At 63.5% G+C, this 7,798-nt stretch carries 4 protein-coding genes and 1 pseudogene; 3 read left to right on the top strand and 2 right to left on the bottom strand.

Annotated features, from left to right (window positions below; genetic code table 11):
- The 3 genes and pseudogenes from GVL04_RS23780 to GVL04_RS23770 all read left to right on the top strand — a co-directional run.
- Positions 1-178 (top strand): annotated as a pseudogene (locus tag GVL04_RS23780) (urocanate hydratase); the annotation flags it as partial.
- Positions 179-186: 8 nt separating this feature from the next.
- The gene (hutH, locus tag GVL04_RS23775) at positions 187-1,779 is read left to right on the top strand and encodes a histidine ammonia-lyase (RefSeq protein ID WP_159709122.1); all 1,593 of its coding nucleotides are present in this window, start codon (positions 187-189) and stop codon (positions 1,777-1,779) included.
- A gap of 199 nt (positions 1,780-1,978) precedes the next feature.
- Entirely contained in the window at positions 1,979-2,227 is a 249-nt protein-coding gene (locus tag GVL04_RS23770; RefSeq protein WP_159709121.1) for a hypothetical protein, read from the top strand.
- A 177-nt stretch (positions 2,228-2,404) separates the two neighbouring features.
- Here GVL04_RS23770 and GVL04_RS23765 read toward each other — a convergent pair whose 3' ends face one another.
- Positions 2,405-2,626 (bottom strand): hypothetical protein, encoded by a 222-nt coding sequence (locus GVL04_RS23765; RefSeq protein ID WP_090823628.1) that lies wholly within the window; start codon positions 2,624-2,626, stop codon positions 2,405-2,407.
- Between the two features lie 102 nt (positions 2,627-2,728).
- Positions 2,729-7,618, bottom strand: coding sequence for an NAD-glutamate dehydrogenase (locus GVL04_RS23760; protein ID WP_159709120.1), 4,890 nt, complete (start codon positions 7,616-7,618; stop codon positions 2,729-2,731).
- Positions 7,619-7,798: the final 180 nt, after the last annotated feature.

Genomic DNA, 7,798 nt, shown 5'->3' with positions numbered 1-7,798 from the left:
CCTGCACGCCGGACAGGTCTCCGTCGCCGACGGCACCGACCTCGCTGCCGAGAAGCTCGAACGGCTCCTGACCAACGACCCCGGCATGGGCGTCATCCGCCACGTCGACGCCGGCTACGACCGCGCCCTCGACGTCGCCAACGAACGCGGCGTCCGCATCCCCATGAACGAGAAGTAGGCAACACCATGACAATAACCTCCAACGAACAACTCACCGTCACCCTCGGCTCCAGCGGAGTGACCCCGGAAGACGTCGTCGCCGTCGCACGCCACGATGCCAAGGTGACCATTTCCCAGGACGCACTGGACAACGTGGCCAAGGTCCGCGCACACATTGACGACCTCGCCACCAGCGATGTCCCCGCCTACGGCATCTCCACGGGCTTCGGCGCGCTGGCAAACCGCCACATCCCCAACGACCTCCGCACCCAGCTGCAGAAGTCGCTGATTCGCAGCCACGCTGCCGGCATGGGTCCGGCCGTTGAGCGCGAAGTGGTCCGCGGCATCATGTTCCTCCGCGCCAAGACTCTGGCGTCAGGCCGCACAGGCGTCCGTCCCGTGGTCCTGCAGACCATGGTGGACGTCCTCAACGCCGGCATCACCCCGCTGGTCCGCGAGTTCGGTTCGCTCGGCTGTTCCGGCGACCTCGCTCCGCTGTCCCACTGCGCGCTGGTCCTCATGGGCGAGGGCGAAGCAATGGGTCCCGACGGCGAACTGTACGGAACCGCTGGCAAGCCGCCTGTTGCTGAGCTTCTCGCGCAGCACGGCATCGAGCCTGTCACCCTCGCCGAGAAGGAGGGCCTGGCCCTCGTCAACGGCACCGAAGGCATGCTCGGCATGCTGCTGATGGCCATCGCCGATATCCGTTTGCTCCTTGCGACGGCGGACGTCACCGCCGCGCTCAGCGTCGAGGCACTGCTCGGCACGGACCAGGTGTTCCTCCCGGAGCTCCACGCCGCCCTCAGGCCACACCCCGGCCAGGCCGCCAGTGCAGACAACATGCTGCGTGTGCTGTCCAACTCGCCGATCGTCGCCTCGCACCGGATCAATGACACCAAGGTCCAGGACGCCTACTCCCTGCGTTGCGCTCCGCAGGTTGCCGGCGCTGTCCGCGACACCGTGGACCACGCTGCCCTGGTTGCTTCCCGCGAACTCGCTGCAGCAATCGACAACCCGGTGGTGCTGCCGGATGGCCGCGTTACGTCCAACGGCAACTTCCACGGCGCTCCCGTGGCCTATGTCCTGGACTTCCTGGCCATCGCCGTAGCAGACCTCAGTTCCATCGCCGAGCGCCGCACGGACCGCATGCTGGACCCGGCCCGCTCGCACGGACTCCCGGCCTTCCTGGCTGGAGACCCCGGTGTCGATTCCGGCTTGATGATCGCCCAGTACACGCAGGCCGGCCTGGTCTCGGACAACAAGCGCCTGGCCGTTCCGGCGTCGGTGGACTCCATCCCGAGCTCCGCCATGCAGGAAGACCACGTGTCCATGGGCTGGCACGCAGCCCGGAAGCTGCGCAAGGCTGTGGAGAACCTCCGCCGCGTGCTCGCCGTCGAGCTTGTCACCAGCGCCCGCGCCATTGACATGCGGACGCAAATGTCCGACGGCGAACTCACCCCGGGTCCTGCCGGCGCGGCAGTGCTTGAGGTACTTCGTGAAGTGGTCCAGGGACCGGGCGCTGACCGGTTCCTGTCTCCGGAACTGGAAGCGGCTGACCGTTTGGTTGGCTCCGGCGCGGTCCGCGCGGCCGCCGAATCCGCCGTCGGCATTTTGGCCTGACGTCGAATAAAACGCTCATTTGATGGGCATATTTGTCATGCCCCGGTCTTTGTTCGCAACGCAATCACCGGGGCGTGGCAAATGTAGTAGAACTTATGGTGTACGTCACGTCCACGCCAATGATGTCGTGGGCTTGACGGTCAACCGTTCACACAACTCAATACACAACAGAGAACATCCACAAAGGGGTAGAAGTTCAATGAAGGCACGCGGAGCAGTCCTGTCCAGGCGAAACGCTCACTCGGCTACGGTTTCCGACTGGAAGACGCTGAACGTTGGCGAGGCGGTGGAAGTGGTCAAATACGCCCACGTGATCGCCACCGGCCGGGTCGAGGAAATTTCCAGCAGCGGAAACGTGGTGTGGCTTGAGCATTCGGGCCCCGGCGTCACCGAAGAGGGCAAGGAACTGTTCATGAAGTCCGACGGCGTGACTCTCCGCCGGGCGTAGGCACCCAACTGAGTCGCAGCTGAGCGAGTTTTGGCCGCTCAAAGGCGGTTAATTGCGACCTGCATGGGTAGTAGCTGTTAAACAGAAACCGGGGCTCGTTCCCTTCCGCGGGTAGTAGATGCGGAAGGGAACGGGCCCCGGTTTTTGGCGTCGCTGCCAGAAAATACGTTGGGGGTATCAGGCGGCGAGGACTTCGTGGGTCTGACCGAAGGGAACGGATTCGTCCAGGGCCACGGTGTAGGTGCCGGGCTCGTGGCGCGTCACCAGAATTCCGCAGGCAGCGTCTGCTGCTGCGTTTTCGATCAGTGCATCCACGGCGCGGTCGAGTCCGTCGTGGATCTCGTCTGCCTTCGAGAAGGACAGGCGAATTTCGCGTTCTGCAGTCATTGCAGGGGTCATTGGGGGCCTCCTATTACGTGCCGCATGCGAGGGCGACCCATCAATCATAATCGCTGAGACCCGAAAATATGTAAGATGACTGGCAGGTGAGTGACCTGGGTCTCATCTGCGAACCATCGCGCGGAGCAGTTTTACCGCCACCGAAAGAGCCGCGATGTCCACCGGACCTGGCTTGATGGCTTCCTGGATGGTCTCCTGGATGCGCGCCAATTGTTCGATGTTTCCGTGCTCCCAATCCATGATCCGTTCCACAGGATCAGCAGCCACGGTGGACCGCGGAGTGTGCCGGACCACCGCCTTGGTCATGTCGGCCAGCACCAGATACATGTCGTCCCTCAGCGCTGCCCTCGCCAGCGACTCCCAGTGTGTGTCCCGCGGAAGCATGGTGATGTGTTCCAGCAAGGGGATTGCGGAGATCCGCTCAAACACAGCGAAGTACACCTCCGCCACACCCTCTGCCGGCTCCTGCAGTTCCTCGGCAATGGCGGAGATGTCCAGCAGTCCGTAGCTGACCAGGAGCTCTGATGCTCGGATCCCCAAAGGCCGGGGCAGCCCGACGGCGTCAGTGTGGGCGAGGCGCTTCAAGGAGTGCGCCAAATTGATGCCATGCAGCAACCCTGTGAAATTGGCGCGCATCAAGGACATCGGGTGTTCCAGCCGGGCCAGGGCGTCGGCGATCGGCTTGTCACGGAAATCGTGGGTCACGTACCAGCGCACGGACCGGTCCAACAGGCGCCGCATGTCCAGGGCCACGGCTGCGCCGTGCTCGCTGGGTGTGCTGGCCGGAAGTTGGGCGATGGACTGCGTTACCGAGTCCAGATCCCAGACTTTCCGCATCACCACAAACCCGCGGGCCACGGCCGCCGCTGACACGGTGGTCTCTTCCATGGCCCGGAAGGCGAAGGCAATGCCACCCATATTGATCATGTCGTTGGCCACCACGGTGGCTACGATCTCCCGGCGCAGCGGATGGGTGGACAGATGTTCGCCGAAGCGCTCCGAGACCTGTTTGGGGAAGTAGTCGTGGAGCGTCTGCGAGAACCATGGATCGTCGGCAAGGCCGCCCTCCGTGAGTTCCCGGGCCAGCTCGATTTTGGCGTAGGCAGCCAGCACTGCGAGCTCGGGAGTAGTCAGCCCCTTGCCCGTCAGGACGCGGGCCTGTAGTTCCTCGTTGCCGGGCAGGAATTCCAGGTCCCGGTCCAGGTCCGTGACTGACTCAAGCCAGTCCATGGTCCTCTCGAAGCTGGGGCTCCACTCGACGGCCAGCTGCTTGTCGTTGAGCAACAGGACGTTCTGGTGGTCATTGGTTTTAAGCACCAGCCGTCCAACTTCACCCTGGAGCGAGTGCAGGAACGCTGTCCGTTCGGCGACAGACATCCTGCCGGCTGCGATCATACGGTCCAGGAAGATCTTGATGTTCACCTCATGGTCGGAACAATCCACGCCTGCCGAATTGTCGATCGCATCCGTGTTCACCAGGATGCCGGCCAGTGCAGCCTCGATCCTGCCGCGCTGGGTGACGCCGAGGTTGCCGCCTTCGGCGATGATGTGGGTGCGGAGCTGGTTGCCATCCACTCGGATGGCATCGTTCGCTTTATCCCCGACGTCGGCATGGGACTCTGTTGACGACTTCACGTAGGTGCCAATTCCGCCGTTATACAACAGGTCAACCGGCGCCATGAGGATCGCCCTGAGGAGCTCCGGCGGACTCATGGCCTGCTGGCCCCCCGGATCGGTACTTTCTTCCAGTCCCAGGGCGAGCCGGACCTGTTCAGTGAGCTTGATGGATTTGTCGGTGCGCGCAAAGATGCCACCGCCCGGACTGAGCTTTTCCGGGTTGTAGTCCGCCCAGGATGACCGGGGGAGTTTGAACAGGCGTTCCCGCTCGGCATAGGACTCGAGGGGATCGGGTGCGGGGTCCAGGAAGATATGCCGATGATCGAACGCGGCTACCAACTTGATGTGCTTGGAGAGAAGCATGCCATTGCCAAAGACATCACCGCTCATGTCCCCGATGCCCACCACGGTGAAATCTTCCGCATCTGAATCGATCATGAGTTCACTGAAGTGATGCCGCACCGATTCCCAGGCGCCGCGGGCGGTGATACCCATTTGCTTGTGGTCGTAGCCCACCGAGCCGCCGGAAGCGAAGGCGTCCCCCAGCCAGAAACCGTACTCCTCCGCCACAGCGTTGGCGATGTCTGAGAAGGCGGCAGTTCCCTTATCCGCCGCGACTACCAGGTAGTAGTCGTCGCCGTCGTGCCGCACCACCCGGGGTGCCGTCACCACCCGACCGTTGGTACCGCCGTCGGACTCCGGCACGAGGTTGTCCGTGACGTCCAGCAGTCCACGAATAAAAGTCCGGTAGCTTTCCTGGCCCTCCGCGAGCCACGCAGCCCGATCCTCCGCCGGGTCCGGTAGCCGTTTGGGGAAGAAGCCGCCTTTGGCGCCGGTGGGAACAATCACCGCGTTCTTGACGGTTTGCGCCTTCACCAGCCCAAGGATCTCGGTCCGGAAGTCCTCGCGCCTGTCCGACCACCGGAGTCCTCCGCGGGCTATCGGTCCGAAGCGCAGGTGGACCCCTTCAACCCGGGGTGAGTAGACCCAGATTTCGAATTTTGGACGTGGCGCCGGGGCCGCCGGAATGCCGGATGGATTGAGTTTGAAGCTGATGTACGGCTTGTCCAAGTAGAAATTGGTGCGCAGCGTAGCGTCCACCAGGCTTGCGAGTGTCCGGAGGAGGCGGTCGGCATCCAGGACCGGGATGGCGTCAATGGCTTCGCCAAGTCTGGTCCGGGCTGCGTGGATTGCCTGCGTGCGGTGGCTCAGTTCGCTGCTGCCTTCCTCGAAAACATCGCCGTCAGGCTGGTGGGGGTGGCTGTTGAGTTCGGGATCGAACAGGTCCGGCGCGTAGCTGTCCGGATTGAACTTCGCCTCGAAGAGCTCCAGCAGAGCGTGTGTTGCCTCCGTGTTCGTCCGGAGTGTGTCCGCGATGAAGCCATAAGAGTTGGTGCTCCCCAGTTGCCGCAAGTACTTGGCGTAGGCGCGCAAGATGGCCACCCGCCGCCAGCCGATGCCCTCCCTGATGACCAAGGCATCGAAGGCGTCCGACTCCGCAGCGCCACGCATTGCGGCGCAGAACGCTCCGCCCAGCAGTTCGCCCGTGGTCAGTGGGTCCACGCCACGCGGGTACTTCAGCCCGAGGTCGTACAGAAAGAACTGCCGGCCGTCTCCACGCTGCACGTCGAACGGACGCTGGTCCAGGACCTTCAATCCAAGGTTGTGGAAGAAGGGGAGGATTTGGGTGAGGCTCTGGGGACGGGTCAGGTACAGCCTGATCCGGGCATCCTCGACGAGAACAGCCGTGCCGGGTCGCTTGTAAACAGTCAGCAACGGGTCGGGATCAGCGCCTTCGTCGGGTGGAAAGCTCTCGAACTTCGAGATGTCCTCAACTGCGTCCTCTACTTCGAAATCGGCCTTGTAACTGGCGGGGAATGCTGCGGCCCATTCCCGGGAAAGCCGCCCCGCCTCCTCCGACGGGTAACGTGCCTGCAGCGCTTCCGCCAGGCCTTGGGCCCATGTCCTCGTGGCCGCGATGATCCGCGGCTCCAAAACTGAGGCATCTACGACGCCGGGAGTCCCCTGATGCGTCGACGCCGCTTGCGGTAACAACACCCGGAAGAACACCCTGGCCATGGCGGATTCGCCCAAGCGGAGCTCAAATTCGATGGAGTCCGAACCGAGGGCCTCGCGCAGTTCACGTTCAATGTTGAGCCTGACGGCGGTGCTGTACCGACGGCGCGGGAGGAACACGAGGGCTGTCATGAACCTTCCATAGGAGTCCGGGCGCAGGAACAGCCGGGTGCTGTGGCGTTCCTGCAGACGCAAGATTTCGCGGGCATGGGTGGCGAGCTGTTCGGCGTCGATGTGGAACAGCTCATCGCGGGGATAGCCCTCCATGACGGCCAGGAGTTCCTTGCCGTGATGCGAGCTGGGCGGGTAGCCAAACGCCCGCAGCACTTCCTTCACGGTGTCCCGGATGACGGGTATCTCCAGGGCCGAATGTGCCGTGGAACTGGGGGAGAAGAGACCTACGAATGTTTCTCCGCCTTCTCTTCCGTTCATCCCGTACGAGGCCACGGTGATTTCGTCGAGGTAGGCGCGGCGCAGGACCGTGGAACGCTGGGTGGACTTGGTGAGCGTGAGGATCCGAGGTTCTGCCTCCGGAGGATTCCTGGGTGATTCTTCCGCGTGCATCGATTCCCGCAGTACGCCAAGGCCGCGGCGCCCGCGATATCCGAGGAACACAAAGTTCCCATCGCCCAGCCACTGCAGCAGCTCACGGGCTTCCCTGGCTTCCCTGCCTTCAGGATCCGAGCCAGCCCGCTCACCCAAGACCCTGACCTCGTGGGCCAGTTCCTCATGGATTGCAACGTGGTCCTCAGCGGCGGCCCGGACATCGCGCAAGACCCTGTGCAACCGGCCAATAAGGAGCTCCGCCCCGGGTTCGTCCGGGAGCCTTGGGATCTCGATCGCCATCCACGCCTCGGCGAGCGGTCCGCCGTCGTACTCATCTTGTTGGGTGGGCACCTGCGGACTGTTGCCGGCTGCGGACGTTTCGACGCCGGCGGGGAGCCCGGTGCGGTGCGGTGCCCGCTGGATTTCGGTCAGGCGATGGGTGGCAGGATCGCGGGTGACCCTGAACGTGGGGTGGACCAGGAGCCGGATGGAGGCGGTGTCCCGGGCGATCTCCGCGGTGACGGAGGGGAGGAGGTAGGGCATGTCATCGGCCACGACGGCCACCATGCTGGCATCGGACTCATGCAGAACGCCGATCACGGCCTGCCCCGGTTCACGCCGTTCAGCCAACGAGCGGTGGTAGCGGGCGCGCTCCAGCAGCGTTTCCGGCGTGTAGTTGCGGACGTCGTCCTCGGCCACGTGCTCGTAGTAGTCGGTCAGGAATCCGTCCGCCGGCTCGGTGCTGGAGGACATATTCTCATGATCGCTTAAACCCCCGCGAGATGGCACTTAATGCCAATGTTTGGCGGGCAAAGTCAACTGGTGGGAGCAACGCTGGGGGTTAGGCCGCTTGTAGCAGCTGGTTTAGTCGGTTGGCTGGTGTTTCGAGGTTCAGGGTTGGTCTGGGTCGGCGGTTGAGTTTCGCTGCGACCA

Origin of the sequence: Arthrobacter sp. 18067 (genome assembly GCF_902706295.1) — a bacterium.
Classification (GTDB): domain Bacteria; phylum Actinomycetota; class Actinomycetes; order Actinomycetales; family Micrococcaceae; genus Arthrobacter.
Note: the sequence above shows the minus strand (reverse complement) of the source record. Positions and strands in the feature narration are given on the sequence as shown.

Bases quoted from the DNA above. Each gene is read 5' to 3' on its own strand.
- GVL04_RS23760 (WP_159709120.1), bottom strand. From the start codon at position 7,618: ATGTCCTCCAGCACCGAGCCGGCGGACGGATTCCTGACCGACTACTAC.
- GVL04_RS23770 (WP_159709121.1), top strand. From the start codon at position 1,979: ATGAAGGCACGCGGAGCAGTCCTGTCCAGGCGAAACGCTCACTCGGCT.
- hutH (WP_159709122.1), top strand. From the start codon at position 187: ATGACAATAACCTCCAACGAACAACTCACCGTCACCCTCGGCTCCAGC.
- GVL04_RS23765 (WP_090823628.1), bottom strand. From the start codon at position 2,626: ATGACCCCTGCAATGACTGCAGAACGCGAAATTCGCCTGTCCTTCTCG.